The organism is Paraliobacillus salinarum, from assembly GCF_014083865.1.
GTDB lineage: Bacteria > Bacillota > Bacilli > Bacillales > Amphibacillaceae > Paraliobacillus > Paraliobacillus salinarum.
In genome coordinates this window covers 384,331-408,103 of record NZ_JACEFA010000001.1, presented here as the reverse complement: position 1 = coordinate 408,103, position 23,773 = coordinate 384,331, and the positions used below count along the sequence as shown (strand labels likewise).

At 34.3% G+C, this 23,773-nt stretch carries 24 protein-coding genes; 23 read left to right on the top strand and 1 reads right to left on the bottom strand.

The annotated features are described in order from the left end of the window. The first annotated feature begins 146 nt into the window (after window positions 1–146). From HP569_RS02060 to HP569_RS02005, 12 genes are all read left to right on the top strand, one after another. Window positions 147–920: a CheR family methyltransferase gene (locus HP569_RS02060; RefSeq protein ID WP_182199411.1), complete on the top strand. Its 774-nt coding sequence runs from the start codon at window positions 147–149 to the stop codon at window positions 918–920. 118 nt (window positions 921–1,038) lie between these two features. Further along, window positions 1,039–2,202, top strand: coding sequence for a chorismate synthase (aroC, locus tag HP569_RS02055; RefSeq protein ID WP_182199410.1), 1,164 nt, complete (start codon window positions 1,039–1,041; stop codon window positions 2,200–2,202). Next, window positions 2,202–3,281 carry a 3-dehydroquinate synthase gene (aroB, locus tag HP569_RS02050; RefSeq protein ID WP_182199409.1) on the top strand — a complete coding sequence of 360 codons (1,080 nt, stop codon included), beginning with the start codon at window positions 2,202–2,204 and terminating at the stop codon, window positions 3,279–3,281. The genes aroC and aroB overlap by 1 nt, the downstream gene beginning before the upstream one ends. Beyond that, complete coding sequence (gene aroH / locus HP569_RS02045) at window positions 3,278–3,643, top strand: chorismate mutase (RefSeq protein WP_182199408.1); 366 nt, start codon at window positions 3,278–3,280, stop codon at window positions 3,641–3,643. The genes aroB and aroH overlap by 4 nt, the downstream gene beginning before the upstream one ends. 13 nt (window positions 3,644–3,656) lie before the next feature. Next, the gene (gene hisC, locus HP569_RS02040) at window positions 3,657–4,763 is read left to right on the top strand and encodes a histidinol-phosphate transaminase (protein ID WP_182199407.1); all 1,107 of its coding nucleotides are present in this window, start codon (window positions 3,657–3,659) and stop codon (window positions 4,761–4,763) included. After that, the gene (locus HP569_RS02035; RefSeq protein ID WP_182199406.1) at window positions 4,760–5,860 is read left to right on the top strand and encodes a prephenate dehydrogenase; all 1,101 of its coding nucleotides are present in this window, start codon (window positions 4,760–4,762) and stop codon (window positions 5,858–5,860) included. The genes hisC and HP569_RS02035 overlap by 4 nt, the downstream gene beginning before the upstream one ends. 13 nt (window positions 5,861–5,873) lie before the next feature. Further along, on the top strand, window positions 5,874–7,166 hold the full coding sequence (gene aroA, locus HP569_RS02030) for a 3-phosphoshikimate 1-carboxyvinyltransferase (RefSeq protein ID WP_246366870.1): 1,293 nt from the start codon (window positions 5,874–5,876) through the stop codon (window positions 7,164–7,166). A gap of 144 nt (window positions 7,167–7,310) precedes the next feature. Continuing rightward, window positions 7,311–8,573, top strand: coding sequence for a tetratricopeptide repeat protein (locus HP569_RS02025; protein ID WP_182199404.1), 1,263 nt, complete (start codon window positions 7,311–7,313; stop codon window positions 8,571–8,573). Window positions 8,574–8,656: 83 nt separating this feature from the next. Next, complete coding sequence (locus HP569_RS02020) at window positions 8,657–9,211, top strand: ReoY family proteolytic degradation factor (RefSeq protein ID WP_182199403.1); 555 nt, start codon at window positions 8,657–8,659, stop codon at window positions 9,209–9,211. A gap of 104 nt (window positions 9,212–9,315) precedes the next feature. After that, the gene (lhaT, locus tag HP569_RS02015; protein ID WP_182199402.1) at window positions 9,316–9,915 is read left to right on the top strand and encodes a lipoprotein heptaprenylglyceryl N-acetyltransferase LhaT; all 600 of its coding nucleotides are present in this window, start codon (window positions 9,316–9,318) and stop codon (window positions 9,913–9,915) included. A gap of 61 nt (window positions 9,916–9,976) precedes the next feature. Next, a complete protein-coding gene (locus tag HP569_RS02010) occupies window positions 9,977–10,726 on the top strand; it encodes a sporulation protein YpjB (RefSeq protein WP_182199401.1) in 750 nt (249 codons plus the stop codon). Between the two features lie 72 nt (window positions 10,727–10,798). Further along, entirely contained in the window at window positions 10,799–11,479 is a 681-nt protein-coding gene (locus tag HP569_RS02005) for a zinc metallopeptidase (RefSeq protein WP_182199400.1), read from the top strand. A gap of 304 nt (window positions 11,480–11,783) precedes the next feature. Here HP569_RS02005 and HP569_RS02000 read toward each other — a convergent pair whose 3' ends face one another. Beyond that, entirely contained in the window at window positions 11,784–12,659 is an 876-nt protein-coding gene (locus tag HP569_RS02000) for a YitT family protein (RefSeq protein WP_182199399.1), read from the bottom strand. Between the two features lie 187 nt (window positions 12,660–12,846). On the opposite strand from HP569_RS02000, the gene HP569_RS01995 reads away from it, so the two are divergent. The 11 genes from HP569_RS01995 to HP569_RS01945 all read left to right on the top strand — a co-directional run bounded on the left by HP569_RS01995 (window position 12,847) and on the right by HP569_RS01945 (window position 23,652). Further along, window positions 12,847–13,212: a nucleotide pyrophosphohydrolase gene (locus HP569_RS01995; RefSeq protein WP_246366868.1), complete on the top strand. Its 366-nt coding sequence runs from the start codon at window positions 12,847–12,849 to the stop codon at window positions 13,210–13,212. Beyond that, entirely contained in the window at window positions 13,205–14,005 is an 801-nt protein-coding gene (dapB, locus tag HP569_RS01990; RefSeq protein WP_182199398.1) for a 4-hydroxy-tetrahydrodipicolinate reductase, read from the top strand. Before HP569_RS01995 ends, dapB begins: the two co-directional genes overlap by 8 nt. A 54-nt stretch (window positions 14,006–14,059) precedes the next feature. Then, window positions 14,060–14,473, top strand: coding sequence for a methylglyoxal synthase (gene mgsA, locus HP569_RS01985; RefSeq protein WP_182199397.1), 414 nt, complete (start codon window positions 14,060–14,062; stop codon window positions 14,471–14,473). A gap of 7 nt (window positions 14,474–14,480) precedes the next feature. Further along, window positions 14,481–15,599 carry an N-acetyl-alpha-D-glucosaminyl L-malate synthase BshA gene (gene bshA / locus HP569_RS01980; RefSeq protein ID WP_182199625.1) on the top strand — a complete coding sequence of 373 codons (1,119 nt, stop codon included), beginning with the start codon at window positions 14,481–14,483 and terminating at the stop codon, window positions 15,597–15,599. 9 nt (window positions 15,600–15,608) lie between these two features. Next, window positions 15,609–16,811 (top strand): CCA tRNA nucleotidyltransferase, encoded by a 1,203-nt coding sequence (locus HP569_RS01975; RefSeq protein ID WP_182199396.1) that lies wholly within the window; start codon window positions 15,609–15,611, stop codon window positions 16,809–16,811. Further along, on the top strand, window positions 16,787–17,761 hold the full coding sequence (locus tag HP569_RS01970) for a biotin--[acetyl-CoA-carboxylase] ligase (protein WP_182199395.1): 975 nt from the start codon (window positions 16,787–16,789) through the stop codon (window positions 17,759–17,761). Before HP569_RS01975 ends, HP569_RS01970 begins: the two co-directional genes overlap by 25 nt. A 15-nt stretch (window positions 17,762–17,776) precedes the next feature. Then, complete coding sequence (gene panB / locus HP569_RS01965; RefSeq protein ID WP_182199394.1) at window positions 17,777–18,616, top strand: 3-methyl-2-oxobutanoate hydroxymethyltransferase; 840 nt, start codon at window positions 17,777–17,779, stop codon at window positions 18,614–18,616. Continuing rightward, entirely contained in the window at window positions 18,616–19,485 is an 870-nt protein-coding gene (gene panC / locus HP569_RS01960; protein ID WP_182199393.1) for a pantoate--beta-alanine ligase, read from the top strand. The genes panB and panC overlap by 1 nt, the downstream gene beginning before the upstream one ends. A 14-nt stretch (window positions 19,486–19,499) precedes the next feature. Beyond that, window positions 19,500–19,883: an aspartate 1-decarboxylase gene (gene panD, locus HP569_RS01955; protein ID WP_182199392.1), complete on the top strand. Its 384-nt coding sequence runs from the start codon at window positions 19,500–19,502 to the stop codon at window positions 19,881–19,883. Window positions 19,884–20,005: 122 nt separating this feature from the next. After that, complete coding sequence (gene dinG / locus HP569_RS01950; RefSeq protein WP_182199391.1) at window positions 20,006–22,795, top strand: ATP-dependent DNA helicase DinG; 2,790 nt, start codon at window positions 20,006–20,008, stop codon at window positions 22,793–22,795. A 59-nt stretch (window positions 22,796–22,854) separates the two neighbouring features. After that, the gene (locus HP569_RS01945; protein ID WP_182199390.1) at window positions 22,855–23,652 is read left to right on the top strand and encodes a ComEC/Rec2 family competence protein; all 798 of its coding nucleotides are present in this window, start codon (window positions 22,855–22,857) and stop codon (window positions 23,650–23,652) included. Window positions 23,653–23,773 lie beyond the last annotated feature (121 nt).

Sequence of the window (23,773 nt, the reverse complement as noted above, 5' to 3'; positions counted from 1 at the left end):
TATAAATATTAATTTTAACTTTTTTGCGGCGTAGGTAAATCACTTGCGCCGTTTTCAATATGATTCAATATAAATAGGAGTTACAAATCACCTTTATTTTCAGCAATCAACATATATATGAATAAATTATGGTAAGGGGAATATTAATGAGCGATTATCAAGCATTCACTCAATCAATTAAAAACAAAACAGGGATTGACCTTTCTTCATATAAAGAAGTCCAAATGAAACGTCGTCTAACTTCACTTAGAGATAAAAAGGGATTCAACACATTTAGTTCATATTATAAAGCATTAGTAGCTGATAAAGCGTTAATGGATGAATTCTTAGATAAAATGACAATTAATGTTTCTGAATTTTACCGCAATTCAGCAAGATGGGATGTTTTAGAGAAAAAAATCTTACCTCAATTGTTAAATAAAAGTGAAAGCATAAGAATTTGGAGTGCGGCATGTTCAACTGGTGATGAACCTTATACATTAGCAATGATGCTTAGTCAGTATGTTGATTTATCAAAAGTAACAATTATTGCAACAGATCTAGACGAGAAAATATTGGAACGTGCTAAAAAAGGTGTTTATTCAGAAAGAGCGTTAAAAGAAGTTCCACAAGAGCTGAAAGATAAGTTCTTTGTTAAACAAGGTACAGAGTTTGTAATTGATGACAAATTAAAAAAGGCGATAACTTTTAAAAAGCATAATCTTTTATCTGATCCATACCCGAAAAATTTTGATTTAATTGTATGTCGAAATGTATTAATTTATTTTACAGAAGAAGCAAAAGACAAAATTTATCATAACTTTAATCAATCTTTAAATCCAAATGGTGTCTTTTTCGTTGGCAGTACTGAACAAATTTTCACCCCAGATAAGTATGGTTTTAAAATCATGGATACATTTTTCTATCAAAAAACGAACTAAAGATCAATTATTTTGTGTTAATTTTCGAAAAAATTGAATAATCTATTAATTTGCTGCACACAGAATGCGAAAGGTATGATATAGTAATACAAAAATAAATTTATCTGGGGGGATTGTAATGCGTTATTTAACAGCTGGAGAATCGCATGGGAAACAATTAACGACAATAATAGAGGGCATTCCCGCGTTGATGCCATTAACTAGTGATAATATTAATGAATCATTACTGCGACGACAAAAAGGACACGGTCGTGGTAAACGAATGCAAATAGAGAAAGATTTAGTAGACATAGCTGGTGGTGTAAGACATGGATATACTTTAGGCTCCCCAATTGCCTTAGTGGTGCATAATGATGACTTCAAGCATTGGGAAGATATAATGGGAGAAGATCCGGTTGAACCCGACAAGAAAATACGTAGAACAGTAACTCGTCCAAGACCAGGTCATGCAGATTTAAATGGTGCAATGAAGTATGGGCATCGGGATATGCGTAATATTCTGGAACGTTCATCTGCAAGAGAAACAACTGTTCGCGTTGCTGCTGGTGCAGTTGCTAAAACATTACTTCATCATTTAGGAATTGAAATAGTAGGTTATGTAAACGAGATTGCTGGTATTACGGCAGAAGAGAAAGACTATTCTATTCAAGAAAAAATAGAAATTTCTGAAGCATCTCCAGTTCGCTGCTTAGACGAAGAAGCTGGTAAGAAAATGATGGATGCGATTGATAAGGCCAAAAAAGACGGTGATTCTATTGGTGGTGTATGTGAAGTTATTGTTACAGGTATGCCTGCCGGTGTAGGTTCTTATGTGCATTATGATCGGAAGTTAGACGCAAGAATTGCTGGAGCTGTTCAAAGTATCAACGCGTTTAAAGGTGTTGAATTTGGCATTGGTTTTGAAGCGGCGAGAAGAAATGGAAGCCAAGTACATGATGAAATTGCTTGGAACGAAGAAACAGGTTATTATCGAAAAACAAATCGATTAGGTGGCTTTGAAGGTGGAATGACAACAGGTATGCCAATTGTAGTAAAAGGTGTAATGAAGCCAATACCGACATTATACAAACCACTACAAAGCGTAGATATTGATACAAAGGAACCGTTTAATGCAAGTATTGAACGTTCAGATTCTTGTGCTGTACCAGCTGCTGCGGTTGTCATGGAGCATGTTGTCGCATTTGAAGTAGCTAAAGCAATACTTGAACAATTTCCACATGATCAGTTTCCTAAATTACAAGAAGCAATGGAAGCATATCGTGAAGAGATAAGGTGCTTTTAATGGAGACAATTTCTATTCAAACAAGTACAAATAATTATGAGGTATCGATCGGTAACCGGTTAAGGTTTAATGTAAATCAGTTTATTCAATCGGATTACAGTAGTGTATTTGTTATTACGGATAGTAATGTAGCAGACTTATATTTACAAGATGTTGTATCTGCTTTAGAGCCCGAGTACACTGTGCATTATACGATTGTTCCTGCTGGCGAAAGTTCAAAAAGTATCCAAGTCTATTATGATATTATGACAGAAGCGATTCAATCTGGTTTAGATCGTCAAGGTTTAATTATTGCTCTTGGTGGGGGGATGATTGGCGATTTGGCTGGCTTTGTTGCTTCAACTTATATGCGTGGAGTGGATTATATCCAAATGCCAACTACGGTTTTAGCCCACGATAGTAGTGTTGGGGGTAAAGTAGCTATCAATCATACTGAAGGCAAAAACTTAATCGGTAACTTTTATCCGCCTCAAGCAGTAATTTATGATATTGAAACATTGCATACGATTCCATTAAAAGAGTTGCGATCCGGCTACGCTGAGATTGTTAAACATAGTCTTATTCACAGTTCTCCTTTTTGGAAAGAGATCCAAGAGGTTGATGTTACTAAACGAGTAAATGATCACGAGTTGATGCAACATCTAATGAAAGGAATTTCTGTGAAAGCCGCTATTGTTGAACAAGACGAAAAGGAGTCGAACGTACGACAATTTTTAAACTTTGGTCACACATTAGGACACGCGCTTGAAGCTGAACTTGGATATGGTGAAATTACACATGGAGAAGCTGTTGCAATAGGAATGTTATATGCATTTCGCGTCAGTGAACATGTTTATGATACTTCACTTCCTTATGATGCATTATTAAATTGGCTTAAGAAAAATCAGTATCCTACTGCATTACCACCGCTTCAAGTTTCCAAGTTAATTAGTCGCATGAAAAAGGATAAGAAAACAAAAAATCATCGTATTCAGATGGTGCTATTAAAATCAATAGGTTCACCTACAGTTGAAGCTGTCGATGATCGTGATTTAACGCAAATATTAGAAATTTTTATGCGAGAGTTGGTGGAGAAGTGATACGTGGTATTAGAGGAGCAACAACTGTAATTAACAATGATAAAGATGAGATTTTATCAAATACAAAAGAACTTGTTATTGAAATGATTCAAAAAAATAAAATTGATCCTGAAAATGTTGCATCTGTTTTCGTTTCTGTAACTGCAGAACTAAATGCAGCTTTTCCTGCACAATCTATACGCAATTTATCTGGTTGGAATTACGTTCCTGTAATGTGTATGCAAGAAATCGATGTGCCTGGTAGTTTACAAAACTGTATTAGGGTAATGATTACCGTTAATACAATTATTAAACAATCAGACATTCAACATATCTATCATCATGAGGCAACAAAACTTAGACCAGATTTAATGAATAAGTGATGGGAGCGTTAGTATGAAAGCGAAAGAAGTACTAAACCAAATGAAGCCATATAAGCCTGGAAAACAAATTGAAGATGTGAAAAAAGAATATGGGCTAAATCGGATTATAAAACTAGCTTCAAATGAAAATCCTTTTGGTTTTTCAGATAAAGTAAAACAAGCACTACCAAATTTATCGACAAACTTAGAACTGTATCCAGACGGTTATGCAACGGAGCTAAGAGAAAGATTAGCAGAGATTCACAGTATAGATAAAGATCAGCTAATATTTGGATGTGGATCAGATGAAGTGGTCGATATTATTTGCCGTACGTATTTGGAACCTGGAAATAATACAATTATAGCAGAACCAACTTTTCCTCAATATAAGCACAATGCTCTCATACAAGGTGCTTTAGTTAAAGAAATACCACTACAAAACGGCTACCATAATTTGCAGGCGATGCTAGAGGCAATTGATTCTGATACAAAAGTGGTTTGGTTGTGTACGCCTAATAATCCAACGGGGTGTTTAATTAACGATGTTTCATTACATTACTTTATGAAAAATTGTCCTGAGAATGTGTTAGTAGTAGTGGATGAAGCTTATTATGAATATGTGACGACTTCAGATGCTCCAGAATCAATAAATTTAATAAAGCAATATCCAAACTTAATTGTATTAAGAACTTTTTCAAAAGCATACGGGCTTGCCGGTTTGCGCATCGGTTATGGTGTCGCTTCAGAATCTGTTGCTAATCTACTTAACATTACTAGAGGACCTTTTAATACAACAAGAGTTGCACAACAAGCGGCATTAATAGCTCTAGAGGATACTGAATTTTTACAAAATTCAGTTGATACAACTAATAAGAATAAACAACAATTTTTTAGCTATTTAGACGACTTGGGCTTGAAATATTATGATTCAGAAGCCAATTTTGTTTTTGTTAAATTACCTACTACCGGTGACGCTTTATTTGAGCATTTGCTGAAAAAAGGATTTATCGTGCGTTCAGGAGAAGCATTAGGACATCCAAAAGGCGTTCGTATTACAATTGGTGAGCAAGAAGATATGAATGAATTACGAGACCTATTGGCCGCGTATCTTTCTTCTTTATCTAAAGAGGAACAAATATGAGTAAAACAGTCGTTGTAGCTGGACTAGGTTTAATTGGTGGCTCTTTAGCTATTAATATTAAGAAACAAACAAACTATAAACTAATCGGTTATGATACGAATACAAAAACACTTGATTATGCTTTATTGCACGGAATAGTTGATGAGGTATCAACGAACTTTTCTGAAGCAGTATTTAACGCAGACTATTGCATTTTAGCAGCTCCTGTTTCTAAAACGGTTGAGCTTATTCATCACTTAAAGAATATTGATGTAGCTAAACCGTTATTAGTTACCGATGTTTCTTCTGTTAAACAACCAATTATGGATGCAGCTAAAGAAATAACACAATCAAATGTTACATTTATTGGTGGACATCCAATGGCTGGGTCACACAAAAAGGGAATCCATGCTGCGAAAGAGCATTTATTTGAGAACGCAATTTATATTCTTACTACGGATACACAGGTAAGCCAAGAAAAAGTGGAAGAATTAAAACGATTGTTGGCTGGAACCAAATGTTCTTTTTTAGAATTACATCCAACAGAACATGATGAAATGACAAGTGTAATCTCTCATTTTCCACATCTGATCGCATCTTCTTTGGTTCATCAAGCCAAAAAATGGCAGAGAAAACATGATCGAATACCAAACTTAGCAGCGGGTGGCTTTCGAGATATTACACGCATTGCATCTAGTAATCCATCGATGTGGCAGGATATATTCTTTCAAAATAAAACAATTATTAACCGCTTATTGAAAGATTGGATTAATGAAATGAAGGAATTGCAAAACCTTCTTCAAACTGATGATAAAGTATCCATGTATCATTATTTAGAGCAGGCAAGAGAATATCGTGATGGATTAGATGCAAAGAAAAAAGGGGCTATTCCATCTTTTTACGATGTATATGTTGATATTTTTGACCAAACAGGCGCTTTATTAAAAGTTGTCTCCTTATTAGCCGAAAACGATATAAGTATAAAAAATATTGAAATTCTAGAAATTCGTGAAGGAATCACCGGTGTTCTTCGATTAAGTTTAATGACGCAAGAACAACAATTAGAAGCGCATCGTCTATTAATTAAAAATGGTTATGAAACAATGCTTCAAGAGTAAGGGGGTTAATGTATTGACTAAAAAAACATTACATGCGATTCAATCACCAATAGAAGGTAATTTGACTGTACCAGGCGACAAATCAATTTCACACCGATCCATTATATTTGGTTCATTATCAAAAGGGAGAACAGTAGTGTCAAACTTTTTGGATGGTGAAGATTGCTTGCGAACGATTGATGCATTTAGAGCGATGGGTGTATCTATTCAAAAAAATGGCGCACATGTAATCATTGATAGTAAAGGTGTAAATGGTTTCGTGGAGCCGAAACAGCCAATCGATTTAGGGAATTCTGGTACAACTGCTCGATTATTATTGGGTGTATTAGCAGGTTTACCATTCCACGTCACCTTATTTGGTGATGATTCTCTCACAAATCGTCCAATGGATCGGGTCGTTCGACCATTAAGGCAAATGGGAGCAAAAATAGATGGTCGTGAAAACGGAAAGTATTTACCTATTTCTATTAGGGGAGGTGCACTTGAATCGATTAGTTTCATTCCACCTGTCAAAAGTGCGCAAGTAAAATCTGCCGTTCTTTTAGCTGGGCTTTTTGGAGATAGTAATACAACAGTTATTGAATCTACGAAAACTCGAGATCATACGGAAAACATGTTACAAGCATTTGGTGGAGAAATAAACGTAGATCAAACAACAATCACCATCCCTGCAAATCAATCATTAGAAGGAACAACGATTGATGTTCCTGGAGATATATCATCAGCTGCCTTTTTCTTAGTTGCAGCTGCGATCGTGCCGAACAGTAAACTGACCATAAATGACGTCGGTTTAAATCATACGCGGACTGGAATCATTGATGTGTTAAAGAAAATGGGTGCATCGATTGAAGTGAAAGAAGAACGTCATATAGGTGGGGAAATCATTGGTTCGATTACTATTGAATCGTCTAAGTTAAACGGTATAGAAATAGATGGTGACTTGATACCGCGAATGATTGATGAAATACCAATAGTAGCGCTATTAGCTACACAAGCGAATGGAAAAACAGTTATCCGTGATGCAGAGGAGTTACGATATAAAGAATCAGATCGTATTCAATCGGTTGTGGATACATTACAAGGCTTAGGAGCTACTATTCAAGCAACTGAAGATGGAATGATTATTGATGGTGATACTTCACTATCAGGTGGGGTTGGTAACTCATATGGTGATCATCGGATTGGAATGATGATTGCAATTGCTTCTTTAATTACTAAAGAGGACACGCAATTGATTGATCCGGAATGTATTAACATCTCTTATCCATCCTTCTTTTCAGATTTAGCGAATATACAACAAAAATAAACAAAAAACACTTTTCTATAAATTTTTTGCGAATGATTAGAAAGGTGTTTTTTGTTTGTTAAAATTGAACTATCAAAAAAAGTTAGATATGATAGAAACGATATATTAATTAATGGAACGTATCTTGAAAGGATGTTTGAGTAGATGGAAGAACTGTCTCGTGCTGTTGATCTTATGGAGCAACAGAAAACAGAAGAAGCTATGGAAGTGTTGGAAGAATATTTACCAGTTGCGAATGAAGAAGAAAGATATACCATTGCGCAATTATATCAACAATGGGGAATGTTAGAAGAAGCAAAAATGATACTTTTAGGTTTAATACAGCAGTATCCAGAGGAATCAGAATTGAAATTAATGCTTGCTGATATTCATATAGATTTAGAGGAAGACCAAGAAGCAATTGAGTTATTAAATCGTTTTAATCCCACAGATGAAGATTATTTGGCAGTTCTTATACAGCTGGCCGATTTATATCAAACACAAGGGTTGTTTGAAGTGTCTGAACAAAAATTATTAGAAGCAAAACAATTAGATCCATCTGAGATACTAATTGATTTTGCCCTAGGTGAACTATCGTTGTCTAATGGCGAATATCAAAAAGCGATCCCTTATTATGAAAAAGTTTACCAACAACAAGAGGTTTTTGCAGAAGTTGAAATCCCTGTTCGCTTAGGAGAGTGCTTAGCAGCAGTTGGTGAATTTGAAAAAGCATTAACATACTATGAAAAAGTGGAAACAGATAATGTGGAAGTATTGTTCCGTTATGGTTTTATTGCTAAAAAAGCGAATCGCTCTGATATTTCTATTCAATCATGGGAACAAGTAATTGAAATTGATCCTGATTATCAATCTGTTTATTTCTATTTAGCAGAAACATATGAGGAAGAAGGAAGATTGAAGGAAGCTTATGAAACAGCTAAAACTGGCTTAGCAGTTGATGAATTAAACAAAGAATTATATCTATTAGCTGGTTCCTTAGCCAGAAAGCTTGGACATATGGAAGAAGGCTATCAATTAGCGAAGGAAGCGGTTAGTATTGATCCAGGATTTAAAGAAGCCGTTTTATTCTTAATTGAAAATTATAAGCAAGATCAAAATTTTGAGTCAATAATTGATTTACTAACACATATTATAGAACTAGGTGAGGAAGATGGATATTATCTTTGGGAACTAGCTAAAGCATATGAAGAAGAAGAATCTTTTGCAAAAGCATTAGAATCTTACCAAGAAGCATATAATACATTTAAGGACGATTTAGACTTCTTAAAAGCATACGGTTATTTCCTTGTAGAAGAAGGGAGGCAACGAGAAGCAATTAATGTATTGGATCGATATTTAAAGATAGACCCAAGTGATATTGAAATAGAAGAATATGTTGGACGATTAAAAGAAACTATCGACTATTAAAGCATTTAATGGGATACTTAAAGTAAAGTTGAATGGTGCATCTTGTGTATTGCTTTCCTATCGTTCGTTTAGGAGGGATCAATTTGAATACGTCTATTTCAGTGCAAGATAAAAAAACGTTTATCAAATGGTTTTTGCAACATTATCAATTGAAAAAAAGAGAAAGTGTTTGGATTTTAAATTATTTAACGAATCATGAAGCATTACTTGCTCAGGTTCATTTTATTCGTGAAGCTAGATATTGCCCACGAGGGATTGTTATCTCTACCCATTGTTCTAACGATGTACCATTTCGATTCTATAAAAATCATATCGTTACAACAGATGCAGAAAAATCCTTTCATGATATACGATTAAACCGTACGGAGCCAATCTATATTCAGTTAAGTTTTGAAAATGCGCATCAAAATGCTAATTATGTAGCTGTTTTAGAAGATAATCCATATTTACCTGATGATTTTTTCATTACAAAGCATGAGAGAAAATTAGCGAAAGACGTGTTAGAATATACATTGTATGAAGCACAAAAGAAGTATCTAAATCAAAAAATAAATCAGGCTTTAGACCAGAAAGATGAAGACTTATTTAAGCAGTACGCGACTCAATTAGAGAAATTAACATATCCTACAGAAGATTAATTGTAATGGTTTATTTTGAAAACAAATGTACTTTTAAATACAGATGATAGAGGATCCCTGCGATGTCATGATCAGGGATCCTTGTTGTAAGTGGGGAGAATAAAATGATTGTAAATATCAAACAACTGCTGCAAGATAAAACTTTTTTAATCCTATTATTTATTGTAAATTTAGCTGGAACGATATATGGATACATATGGTATGAAGGGCAGTTATCTGTCACACCAACGAAATTTTTGCTGTTTGTTCCTGATAGTCCAACAGCTAGTCTGTTTTTCACTATCTTTTTAGCCTGCTTTATTATTGGTCGTCATATCCCTTATATTGAAGCGCTTGCCATAGTAACGTTATTTAAATATGGTACATGGGCAGTGGTAATGAACGTTTTATTGTTAATGGTTGAAGGAACGCTTTCTTGGCAAGGTTATATGTTAATTGCTTCACACGGTGCGATGGCAATCCAAGGCTTATTGTATGCACCTTTTTATCGAATTAAAATGCGACACTTAGTTGTTGCAGCAATTTGGACATTACATAATGATGTGATTGACTATGTATTTGACATGATGCCACATTATGGATCATTGAGCGTCTATATGGATCAAATTGGATATTTCACTTTTTGGCTTAGCATCTTTTCAATTGGTTTAACTTATTTTCTAACTGTACGAAAAAATACTTCCATAACATATTTGAATTATTAGTTATAAGCTTGTCCCCTTTCTCATACATTTAATAGAGAACTGATGAGAGAAGGGGAGCTCTATGAATAGAAATATAATTAGTAAGCTGTATATTATCACGATGATTGTTGTAATTGGATGGGGTTTTGTTTATCTTTCTGTATCAAATGCGATAGAGAGTTCTTCTGTTTCTTATTCCTACGAACGTTATGTATCTGAAAAAAGGTATGATCATGCAATGCGTTGGCTACAAGATCATGCTAATGAGATGGAAGAACTGGTACAAACACTAGACACTGAAAAACAGTCACCAATAAATGAATTAATTCGGCATAACTTAGAAATTGTTAACCGTGATGATATTACACATCAATATAAAGTAAATCATGCACGTTCATTAGTTATTACTGTTGATGCAATAGAGCAGAGTGAATCTCCTTTATGGATAAAAAGTAAACAAGCATTAGATAAAAAACTTGAAACGACTATACAATCAGATGATTTCTCACAACAAGCAATAGAAGATCTATTGATTCATTGGCAAATGCTTAGACCAGCACTACAAATTACTTTGGATGAGGATGATTTTGTAGAGTTGGATCGTTTGTTCTCGAATTTGGGGAAAGAATCCTTAAATATAAAAGAGGATACTGAAACTGTTTTTAAATATTCACAATTAATTGATATTCATTCACCTGCATCTGAAGCTGATCCGCTAACCTTTTATTGGATAATTTTAATGGTGGGTGGAATAATAATTATTACATTGTCATACGTTGCTTGGAAGAAATATAAAGCGGAAAAAAAGCGAAAACAAAAACAACCTTATTAGTTGACGAAGTTGTCTTTTTTGACTAAAATTGACCTTATATAAAGAAAGTAAGTTACGCATGGAGGTATGAAAATGGGATTAGGTTCTTACCTAATTTATATTGCGATATTAATGATTATTCCATTATGGGCGCAATCTAAAGTCAAAAGCACGTATAGCAAGTATTCAAAAAAACCAACATCATCATTTATGACTGGTGCACAAGTTGCCAGACAGATTTTAGATGATAATGGTCTGTATCATGTGTCGATAGAAGAAACGAGAGGGATGCTTTCTGATCACTATGATCCTCGTAAGAAAGTTGTTCGACTATCTCGTGACAATTATCATGGTCACTCCATGGCAGCTTCAGCTATTGCAGCACACGAAGTAGGACATGCCATTCAAGATGAACAAGCGTATGCATTTTTACGTTTCCGACACTCACTGTTTCCGCTAGCAAATTTAGGAGATAAAATGTCGTTTATTCTCATTTTTGCAGGTTTTATTCTTAGTATGCCTGGATTAGCTATGGCAGGTGTTATCTTTATGTCCTTTGCGGTGTTATTCCAATTAGTTACTTTACCTGTAGAATTTGATGCATCTAATCGTGCAATGACACAATTAGTATCATCTGGTGTGATTAACAATAATGAAGAACGCGATACGAAGAAAGTTCTAAATGCAGCAGCATTAACTTATGTTGCAGCAGCAATGGTAGCTTTAGCGGAATTAATTCGCTTTGCATTAATGTTTCTTGGAAATGATGATTAATTAAAAGGTGACAGAATGCGACAAAACTAAATAAAGAGTGGTAGAAAACGGATAATACCTTGTTTGAGGATCATTATCCGTTTTTTTTAGCAAATAAATTAGCTGTGGAAATATACGATACTCCTGCAGGAACAGCGCGAGCTGAAGATCCACTCATTAAAGCGTTTTTTGCTTTAATGAGTTAGCTGAAGCCGTGCCTGCGGAAAGAGAGTATATTTCCACAGCGGTGTTTGTTCTTCTTAATTAAAATAAAAGTTCTAATTTTCTACTAAAAAATGTAGTTTTATCACGTTTTCTTTCTATTTTAATCTGGATATGGTTTTTTATTTTCGTCTAATGTAAATCCTTCTCCTAGTACATCGTGAACTGTTGACACAGCAACAAATGCATGTGGATCAATCTGATGAATAATTGCCTTTAAGCGAACAATTTCGTTTCGACCTACCACACAATATAGTACTTCTTTATTTTCTCCAGAAAAGCGTCCTTTCCCTTGCAATACTGTTACTCCACGACCCATTTCTTTTAAAATCTTCTCTGATATCTCGTGGCTAGCATTTGATATAATCGTCGTACCTCTTGCTGAATAAGCGCCTTCTTGCATAAAGTCAATTACTCGAGCGGCTAAATAAACTGCAACTAATGTATACATTCCTTCCACTAACTCTAGATAGGTAAAAATAGATGTCGCTATAACAACGGCATCAAATAGAAACATTGTTTTTCCCATACTCCAGCCAGCATATTTGAATGCAAGTCGTGCGATGATATCAACACCACCAGTAGTGCCGCCATATCTAAATATTATTCCTAATCCAACACCAATAGTAGCACCTGCATATAACGCTACTAATGTCATGTCCTGCTCTAGATGTAATTGATATGGGTTAATTTGAAACAAATACAAAAATACAGATACAGCAACAGTTCCGATAATTGTATATACAAATGTATTTCGCCCTAGAAACTTCCATCCTAAAACAAATGTAGGGATATTTAAGATAATATTTAAGATTGCAGGATCCCATTCCCATAGAAAGTAAAATAGCAGTGTGATTCCGGTAAACCCACCTTCACCTAAATTGTGCTGCATATTAAAATGAACAATACCAAAAGAGAAAATGGCTGATCCAAATAAAATAAAAATAATATTTTTGATTTTAATATCAAATTTACGCATTAAACTACCCTCCAATAAAAAACTATCCATACTATTATAGTTAATTGAATACTTAGAAACAATACAATTTAAGCTTAAAAAGCTATTTTTGAAATAAATTAACTAAAAAATTTGTCAAAAGCAGTAGTTTTCGCTAACATAAAAGTACGTTAATTATTCATTACTGTTTGATAGAAGGTGTAAATATATGCTCAAAGATGATAAAAATATGTATAATGATGTACAAGCAATGCAACAAAGAGTAGATAATTATATTTCTCAATTTGAAGAGGGTTACTTTAGCCCGCTTAGTATGCTTGCTCGATTTACTGAAGAGATTGGCGAGCTTGCTAGAGAAATTAATCATACATACGGTGAAAAACCAAAGAAATCAAATGAAGAAGAAAATTCGATTGAAGCAGAGCTAGGAGATTTATTTTTTGTTATGCTTTCATTCGCAAATTCATTAAATATTGATTTAGCTGATGCATTTGACCAATCTATGACAAAGATCGAAACAAGAGATAAAGACAGGTGGACGAAAAAAGAACAGGAGTGTGAAAAGAATGACTAATATAAAAGTAATTGTGGCTGGACCACGAGGGAAAATGGGTAGTGAAGCACTAAGAATGATAAAAAAGCATGATGATCTTACATTAGTTGCGTGCTTAGATATGGAAAATGACGGATTAAAGGTAAACGAAGTCCCTGGATTGCCTGACTTTAATGCAACAATATACACAGATATTGACACATGCTTCCAAGCAGTTGAAGCTGATGTATTAATTGATTTAACAGCACCAGAAGTAGGATATCAGCATACTAAAGCTGCCATTGAATATGGGATTCGTCCAGTTGTTGGTACAACAGGTTTTACAAAAGAACAATTACAAGAATTAACTGATCTTGCTGAAGAAAAGCAGATTGGTGCAGTGATTGCACCAAACTTTGCAATTGGCGCAGTATTGATGATGGAATTTTCAAAGTGGGCAGCTAAGTATTTTCCAGATGTTGAAATTATTGAAAAACACCATGACCAAAAGTTAGATGCTCCATCAGGAACAGCTGTGAAAACAGCAGAGCTTATTCGACAAGAAAGAACAAGCAAAGTACAAGGACATCCAAATGAAAAAGAAACGATTGAAGGAGCAAGAGGCGCAGATTATGATGGCATGCGGATACATAGCCTTCGCTTACCTGGATTAGTTGCACATCAAGAAGTTATTTTTGGTGGGCCAGGCGAAAACCTAACCATCAAACATGATTCATTTCATAGAGAGTCATTTATGTCAGGAATTAAATTCTCCATTGATCACGTGATGAAGTTAGATGTTTTAGTATATGGACTTGAAAATCTATTAGAATAATTTATTCTCTTTTAAAACATTTTAAAAATTTATTAGTGAAGGAGAACAATTGTTATGAATATTGCACTTATTGCTCATGATAAAAAGAAAGAATCAATTATAGAATTTGCTATGTCATATAAACATATTTTGGATAAACATCAATTGTTTGCTACAGGAACAACTGGTGAGAAAATTAGTGATGCGACTGGATTAGATATTTTCCGCTTTCAATCCGGCCCATTAGGTGGGGACCAGCAAATCGGTGCGAGAATTGCTGAGAATAAAATGGATCTAGTTATATTCTTTAGGGATCCATTAACAGCTCAGCCACATGAACCAGATATCAGTGCGTTGATGCGGCTGTGTGATGTTTACAAAATCCCATTAGTAACAAACCTTGCGGGTGCGGAAATTGTGATTAGAGGACTGGAAGCAGGATTCTTTGAGTGGCGCACATTGATTAATCGTGATAACAATGAAAAATGAATTTAAAATGAAAAAAATTGGTATTACTTGCTACCCATCTGTTGGTGGTTCCGGTATTGTTGCTACTGAATTAGGTAAATTCTTAGCCAAACAAGGTCATAAAGTATATTTCATTACATCAAGCATGCCTTTTCGATTGGATAACATTTATCCGAACATTTATTTTCATGAAGTGGAAGTAAACCATTATCCTGTATTTCAGTATCCACCGTATGATTTAGCGTTAGCAAATAAAATGGCTGAAGTGATTGATACAGAAGAGTTAGATATATTACATGTACATTATGCAGTTCCTCATGCGATTTGTGCTATTCTAGCAAAAGAGATGGCTAATAGGGAAGTTAAGATTGTTACGACATTACACGGTACAGATATCACGGTATTAGGCATCGATAATAGTTTGAAAAAGATGATTAAATACGGTATTGAAAAGTCAGATGCAGTAACTGCGGTGTCAAACAGTCTGATTAACCAAACAAAAGAAATGTTAGCAGTTGAAAAGGAAATGAATGTTGTCTATAATTTTGTCGATACAGATGAATACTATCGTCGAGAGAACAGTAATTTGCGTAATCAGTATGCTATTCAGCCAGATGAGAAAGTAATCATACACATTTCTAACTTTAGAAAGGTAAAACGTATTCAAGACGTTATTTATTCATTTGAGCTTATCAATAAAGAAGTTCCTAGTAAGCTCTTATTAATTGGTGATGGACCGGAGTATTCTGAAATGCATCATCTTGTCAAAAAGCTTGGATTAGAAGATGATGTGTTGTTTTTAGGTAAACAAAATAATATTGCAGAATTAATGTCTATTTCTGATTTAAAATTACTTTTATCTGAAAAAGAAAGTTTTGGACTCGTCATGATTGAAGCAATGGCTTGTGGTGTACCTTGTATTGGTACGAATGTTGGTGGGATACCAGAAGTAATTGAAGATGGGGAAAATGGATACATTGTAGAACTTGGTGATATACAGACCCTTGCAAACAAAGCGATTCCATTATTAACTGATCAGAAAAAATGGGAACGTTTTTCAAGAAATGCTGTCGCACATGTAAACGAACGTTTTACTGCATCAGAAATTGTTAATCAATACGAGACGATTTACCAAGACTTATTGTAGGTGGAAAAAATGTTAGATTCTAAATTTGAAGCTGCTCTCCCAATATTAGAAAAAATCGAAACAGCTGGTTATCAAGCTTTTTTTGTTGGGGGCTCTGTTCGCAACCATATCTTAAATATACCAATTACCGATGTAGACATAGCTACTTCAGCGCAGCCATCCGCTATACAGGAAATTTTTCCTAAAGTAATTCCGGTTGGTATAGAACACGGAACAGTCATTGTTAGACACAATCACGAATCATTTGAAGTGACAACTTTTCGCTCAGAAGGTTCGTATTCAGATAACAGACATCCAGATCAGGTCATATTCATAACAGATTTAAACCTTGATTTGAGTAGACGAGACTTTACGATGAATGCAATAGCAATGGATCGATCGGGTGATCTGTTCGATCCTTTTAATGGAAAGAATGACATTCGCAATAAAAAAATTCGAACAGTTGGAAATCCTAATGATCGATTTATGGAGGATGCATTGCGCATTATTCGAGCGTTTCGTTTTGTAAGTCAATTAGGTTTTTCTATTGAGAGAGATACGTTAGCGGCAATGGGGACATCTATGGAATTGATTGAGACACTTGCCGTTGAGCGATTAGCGAATGAGATAGAGAAATTATTTAAAGGTGATTATTTAACAGATGCTATTTTTTTATGTTCGAAATTGAACTTGTGGAGCAACCTCCCTGTTTTTAGCAAAATTGATGATGTTTCTTCGTTATTATTAAACGTTCATACACCATTAAACGGTTTGCATGAAGTATTTGCCTACATAAATATAAAGATTCCAGCGATCGAAATAAAGGATATAGTTAAAGAGTGGAAACAGTCAAACCAAACGTTTCATGCAACAAAACATTTAGTTGAAAGCGTGGAATTGTTTACAACATACGGTTTAACACCATGGCTGATTTATCAATTACCGGATGAATTGTATGATTCTTTTATTCGTTTAGTAAAGATTGATTCTGGTGAAGAAATAAACAAAAATCAACTTCAAAAAATGGCAAAAGAATTGCCGATTCAAAATAAAAAAATGATCGCATTTTCTGGAAATGATTTGATAAAAATTTATCCTGATCGATTGAAAGGTCCTTGGCTAAAAGAATATTTAGATGAGATAGAGTATGCCATAGTAACTAAAAAATTAACTAATAATTATAACGATATAAAGGAGTGGGTTCAAACGTGTCATCCACCCGAGAACGCATAATGGCTCTGCTAGCTGCGAACAGTGATTCTTATATCTCAGGACAATCTATCTCAGATCAGTTAAAAATATCAAGAACCGCAGTTTGGAAACAAATGAAAGTGCTAAAAGAAGATGGGTATTTAATAGAAGCGATCCCTAATAAAGGGTATCGTATTATTTCTACACCAACTAAATTAAGTGAGAACACGCTGCAATGGGGTTTAAATACGAACTGGTTAGGTAAATCAATTGAATTTTTCGAGGAGATTGACTCAACACAGACGAAAGCCAATATATTAGCGCAACAAGGTTGTAATCACGGAACGGTTGTCATAGCGAATAAGCAAGAAGCAGGAAGAGGTCGAATGAACCGTACGTGGTACTCAAACAATGAGGACGGTATTTGGATGAGTATTGTTTTGCGTCCAAAGGTATTGCCTGCACATGCACCGCAGTTTACATTGTTAACAGGGACCGTATTAGCTGATGTTTTGTCCAAAAAAACAGAGTTAGATATAAGAATAAAATGGCCAAATGATCTATTTATTGGTGATAAAAAAGTAGCTGGCATTTTAACAGAGATGCAAGCGGAGCAAGATCAAATTCAACATCTTGTTATAGGAATTGGAATTAATGTGAATCAACTCACAAGTGAATTACCAGATGAAATAATAAATAAAGCGACCTCTTTAAGAGAAGAGACGAGTCATGTCTATTCGATAAGAGAATTAATTCAAGCCGTACTACACGCATTTGAAAAAGCATATGACCGATATCTAGATACAGGCTTTTCAGAAATAAAAACAAACTGGGAAAACCGCGGATATAAAATGAACGAAAATGTTACTTATCATAGTGGAAATGTGCAAAGTCAGGGCATAATAAAAGGAATAAATGAAGATGGTGCGTTATTAGTTCAGAATAGCCATAATCAAATAATTACTTTGTACTCTGCCGAAATCGATTGGTAGCTAGGAGGAAATAAAATGAAAAATAGAATAACGTTACAAGAAATGAAAGAAAATAATGATAAAATTACGATGATCACAGCCTATGATTATCCTTCAGCAAAAGCAGCTGAGCAAGCTGAAGTTGATATGATATTAGTAGGGGATTCATTAGGGATGGTCGTACTTGGTTATGATTCAACTGTGCAAGTTACAATGAATGATATGATTCATCATGGAAAAGCAGTTACTAGAGGAGCTTCAAATACTTTTGTAGTCGTTGACATGCCTTTTATGTCTTACCATATATCAATAGAAGAATCGATGAAAAATGCTAGAAGCCTATTTCAATCCACAAATGCTCAAGCATTAAAAGTAGAAGGCGCAACACCTGAAATATTAACATTAATTTCTAAATTGACTCAAGCTGGCATACCCGTAGTCGGACATATTGGTCTAACACCTCAATCTGTTAATGTATTAGGCGGATTTCGCGTACAAGGAAAAGATAAGGAAAGCGTAGCGCGTCTAATTAAAGATGCGAAAGCGTTAGAAGCTAGTGGAGCAATTAGTGTTGTATTAGAGTGCATACCAGAAGAAGTAGCAAGCCATATTACCAACCAATTAACTATTCCAACGATTGGTATTGGCGCTGGACCAAACTGTGATGGACAAGTACTAGTGTATCATGACATTTTACAATACGGTGTTCAACGCTTACCTAAATTCGTCAAGACGTATGAAGATTTAAATAGTTCTATTCCAAAAGCGATTTCTGAATATATTTCAGACGTAAAGCAAGTATCATTTCCTAATGAAAGCCAAAGTTACTTCCTTTCAGAAGATCTGAAACAGTCATTAAAAATGGGGGATCTTTAATGAAAGTCATTCGAGCGATTCAAGAAATGCAAAATGAAGTAAAAAAAATGAAACAAAGTCCTAAGACAATTGGATTTGTACCAACCATGGGTTATTTGCATGAAGGGCATACGACATTGGTGGATGAAGCGAGAAAGAATAATGATGTAGTTATTATGAGTATTTTTGTTAATCCGCTACAATTTGGTCCTACGGAAGATTTTGAGAAATATCCTAGAGATGAAGAACGCGATAAGCAAATCGCAGAAGATCATGGTGTTGATTATTTATTTCTACCTACAGTAGATGAGATGTATCCGGAGCAAATGGGAATAGAGGTGTCAGTAACAGATCGAGTAGATGTTCTTTGCGGTAAATCTAGACCTGGGCATTTTTCAGGTGTTGTTACTGTCTTAACGAAACTATTTCATATTACGCAAGCAGATCATGTATATTTTGGTAAAAAAGATGCACAACAAGTAGCTGTAGTAGACCAAATGATTAAGAATTTAAACTTCCCGATAACACTACATCCCGTTTCAACTGTACGTGAAAACGATGGATTAGCTAAAAGTAGTAGAAATGTTTATTTATCGAAAAAAGAGAGAGATGAAGCTGTTCATCTTTATCAAAGTTTATGTTTAGCACAAAAGAAAATATTTGACGGTGAAAAAAATCCTGCTATCATAGTGAATGAAGTAAAAAAATATATTCAATCAAATACAAGTGGTACAATAGATTATGTAGAAATCCTTGCTTTTCCAACATTACAGCCATTAAAAGTAATAAATCAACCATTTATTATTGCAGTTGCTGTGCAGTTTGATAAAGCAAGATTAATTGATAATTTTATTATGTCCGCTGATGGTAAGATTGATCATATAGCATGATAGGGGGTTTTATGATGTATCGTACTATGATGCATGCAAAGATACATCGTGCCAAGGTAACAGAAGCGAATCTTAATTATGTAGGTAGTATTACAATTGATCAAGACATTATTGATCAAGTAGGAATTCTACCACATGAAAAAGTGCAAATTGTTAATAACAATAATGGCGCAAGGTTGGAGACATATGTTATTCCAGGAGAACGAGGAAGTAAGGTAGTTTGTCTGAATGGTGCTGCCGCAAGACTTGTTCAGCCTGATGATATCATTATCATTGTTGCATATGCTTCACTAGCTGACGAAGAATTAGAAAATTTCAAACCAAAAGTTGCTATTATGAATGAAGATAATGAAGTCGTACAAGTGATAGAACAGGAAGCCCCATTATCAGTGATGTAATTGTAAAACTCTTATCAAGAATTTATTTGGTAGGAGTTTTATTTTTAGCGTCAGCATTTAAGTAATATATCTGTTAATTAAGTCTCACGCAACAAGAGAGCCAGATATTAAGGATGAGTAAATTGAACAAATATATCATTGTTGATTTAGAAACGACTGGACATAAACCTAGAAACGGTGACAGAATGATTGAAATTGGTATAGTTGTACTAGAAGAAGGTAGTATTGTAAATCAATATACAACATTAATTAATCCCAATGTCGAAATCACACCGTTTATTGAGAATTTAACAGGGATTAGTAATTCACATGTTCAACAGGCTCCTTCATTTGAAGAAGTAGCATTAGAGATAAGAGCTTATTTTCAAGAAGGTTATTTTGTTGCACACAATGTTCCTTTTGATTTAGGTTTTTTAAATGCTGAATTTGAACGTGTGGGAATTGAAACGATACAACTTCCAATCCTAGATACCGTTGAGCTATCACGAATTTTATTACCTCAAGCACCTAGTTACAAATTAGAACATCTAGGGAAACAATTATCTCTTACACATGACGCACCTCATCGTGCTCTATCTGATGCACTTGTTACTGCACATTTGCTGAATTTTTTATTGGAAAAATTAGCTCGGAAACCATACGAATTAATTAATCATTTAACAAAATTGGCGCCAAAACTTAAAAGTGATTTATCATCGATACTGGACCAGTTAACGCATCAATCTGTTTTAGAAACGTTTGATGAAGATGAAATTGAAATTTTTCGTGGATTTGCATTAAAAAAACAACCACAAACAAATATAGATTTACAACAACAGGTTCCATCATTTGGAGAACTGATTGATCACTTATTTGATGATGCATCAGGCTTTAAGCAGCAAATCAATCATTATGAAAAACGTGCAGGGCAATATGAAATGTCAACGTTCATCCATGACGCATTTCAATCAAGACAACATGCAGTAATTGAAGCTGGAACTGGAACCGGTAAAACATTGGCTTATTTAATCCCGGCAATTTATCAAGCAGTTAAGTATGATGAAAGAATTGTAATTAGCACACACTTAACCCAGCTACAAACACAATTAATAGAAAAAGAAATGCCATTATTAGAACAAATATTGCCTTTTCAATTTCGAGCTACTGTCATGAAGGGAAAACAACATTATGTAAGCTTAGTTAAATTTGAACAGTCCATGCAGTTTAATGAGATAGACAACTATGATATTACATTAACAAAAGCGATCATGTTAATTTGGCTTACCGAAACAACAACAGGCGACTTTGATGAACTTAGCTTACCTTCTAGTGGCGAACTTTTTGCGAAATCGGTCTCTGCTGAAGCTGAAGGGAAATTAGATGTAAATTCACCATGGTTTACGCGCTCGTTTTTAGAAAGAGCGAAGAATAAAGCGACACAAGCAAATTTAATTATTACAAACCATGCTTTCGTCTGTGCAAATCTTACAAGCGATATCGATTTATTACCTCATTTTAATAAATTAATTATTGATGAGGCACATCATTTTGAAACTACTGCTTCAAAACAATTTGGTTATCGATTAAACTATTTATCGATACAACAGCTATTAAAAACGGTGGGTTCTATGAATGATGGCGTGACATATGCATTAGCTAGTAAAGATGACAGGATCAAGAAACTGCTAATGGATTTACAGTGGGAAGATACATGGCGAGATGCTAAAGAAGAATTAGATCTATTATTCAGAAGTTTATTTCAATATGTACAAAGAAAGCATACAAATCAAATTGGAATAAGTGATATTGGAAGATATCAATATACACTAAAACATGATACAGATAAACAATGGGAAGCTATATTAAATATAACAGAACGTGTGCGATTTTATTTTATTGATCTAATTCATATCTTATCACAAGTGAAATTAATTACATCCCAACAAAATTTCCTAGTCGATTTAACGGATACTTTAGTACGTTATATGGAAGAAATGCAACATGTTATTGACCAATTAAATTCATATTTTTTGGTACCTTTGTCAGATTTAGAAGTAAGATGGGTAGAGATAGAAAGCAACGGAGCAAAAAATGCTGTCTATCTATATCAAGAGCCAACAGAAATTGGACACTTACTACAAGAACAACTATTTAACCGTTTAGAAAGTGTTGTTTTAACTAGTGCAACACTTACCATGAAAAATGATTTCGGTATTTTCAAGGAACGATTAGGCTTTAATTACAATGCTTTATTAGAAAAACAAATTAGTTCACCATATGATTATCAAGATCAGGTACAGTTATTCGTCCCAAATGACTTTCCGGCCATGCAATACAACCAAACAGATGATTTTATTTACGCAATGTGTGAAGCAATTCTATCTCTTGCACAAGTTACTAAGGGTAGAATGTTGGTATTATTTACATCCTACGACATGTTAAAGAAATCATATCAATTATTGTATGAATGGATGGATCAGGAAGAATATATTCTTATTGCACAAGGTATTTCTAGTGGAAGTCGTTCACGATTAAAGAAAAATTTTCAATCATTTAATCAAGCCATATTACTTGGTACAAACTCTTTTTGGGAAGGGATTGATATTCCAGGTAGCGACTTATCCTGTGTGGTTATCGCACGTTTACCATTCCAACCACCCAAACATCCGATCTATCAAGCGAAAGCATTACTTTCTGAAAGGGAAGGGAAGAATGCATTTAAGTCTGTTGCATTGCCAAATGCCGTCTTAAGATTTAAACAGGGATTTGGGCGATTAATTCGATCTAGTACCGACCGCGGCATTGTTTTTGTATGTGATGAACGATTAATGACTGCCTCATATGGTAAATATTTTATTGATTCGATTCCGCCAGTAGATATACATTATCGTGCCACAAAAGAATTATTGGAAACAGCAGAAAAATGGTTATGATTGATGCAATCTGACGTATCCTAACGTTATGTACTAATATAAAGTAGGTGACGTAAGTAATGGATATGATTAAAAAGTTGATTATTCGTATTGTTTGTGTTGCTTTCTTTATTCCGATATTGTTAGCACCTCAAGATAATTCACATGTTTCAACTCAGGAACAGTTGGTTATTTCATTTTTGAACATACCTGATGGTGAAGCCACATTAATTCAAACTAGTGAAGGTGAAAACTTTTTAATTAATACAGGGTCTGACTATAGTTTAAAAAGCTTGATGAAACAATTACAGCAATTACATGTAGAAGATATCGATCAGATCATTCTGACAAACCAATCTGCTGCTTATCAAGGAAATTTAAAACATATTGTTGAAGCTTTTCATGTGAAGAATGTAATCACGGCACAGAAAAATAAAGATTTAACACAATTAGTTGATCAAGCAAAAATAGTAAAATGGGACGCGAATAATAGCTATTCGCTATCAGAATATTTAACATTCTATGTACACGAATCGTCTAGAAGTGGAGAAATGACACTGTCTATTTCTTATGGAGAAAACAGTATTTTATATATGGGATATTCTGAGCAACCAACATTAAAAGAATTAAAGCAACAACTTCATCACAAACCGGATATTATTAAAATCCCTGACTTTGCTCAAGGAAACTCGCCGAGTGAAAAACTGTTGAAGGAAATAGATCCGCATATTAGCATTATATTTAATGTGAAATCAGGAAAATTAAATTACGCATTACTCCAAAGACTAAATGAATCATGGATTGAAGTGTATCAGTTAAAAAAGGTGGGTACAACGGTTATTCGGATGAATTTAAAGGATTATCAAATTATTTCATAGCGAATATTGCCATAATAAAAAGCTGTGTACAGTTCTGTACACAGCGAAAAAATGGGTAAGGATTAAATTTTGTTGAAAAAAATTCAAATGTCCATCAAAATTAATCGTGAAAACTGTTATA